The sequence below is a fragment of the Streptomyces colwelliae genome (assembly GCF_048158785.1).
In the GTDB taxonomy this organism is placed as follows: Bacteria; Actinomycetota; Actinomycetes; order Streptomycetales; family Streptomycetaceae; genus Streptomyces.
On sequence record NZ_JBLTJC010001099.1, the window covers coordinates 1 to 312 of the forward strand.

General features: G+C 63.8%; 1 protein-coding gene. It reads right to left on the reverse strand.

The genetic code is table 11. The features are described from left to right. The coding region (locus tag ACNFOC_RS56000; RefSeq protein WP_416966524.1) for a tetratricopeptide repeat protein at positions 1-312 on the reverse strand (312 nt) is incomplete at both ends.

The following is a 312-nucleotide window of genomic DNA, read 5'->3' on the forward strand; positions in this document are numbered from 1 at the left end:
GCCGCGTTGCTGGAGGATGTCGGCGATCTTTGCCCAGGTGACTGCGGTTGAGCGGGTGTCACCGATCCGCTCGTAGACCGGCAGGGTGTCCTCGCGGTAGATCCGCAGTGCTTCGTCGATCTCGCCGTGCTGCTGGAGGATGTCGGCGATCTTTCCCCAGGTGATCGTGACCTCGCGGGTGTCATCGATCCGCTCGTAGACCGGCAGGGTGTCCTCGCGGTAGATCCGCAGTGCTTCGTCGATCTCGCCGCGTTGCTGGAGGATGTCGGCGATCTTTGCCCAGGTGACTGCGGTTGAGCGGGTGTCACCGAT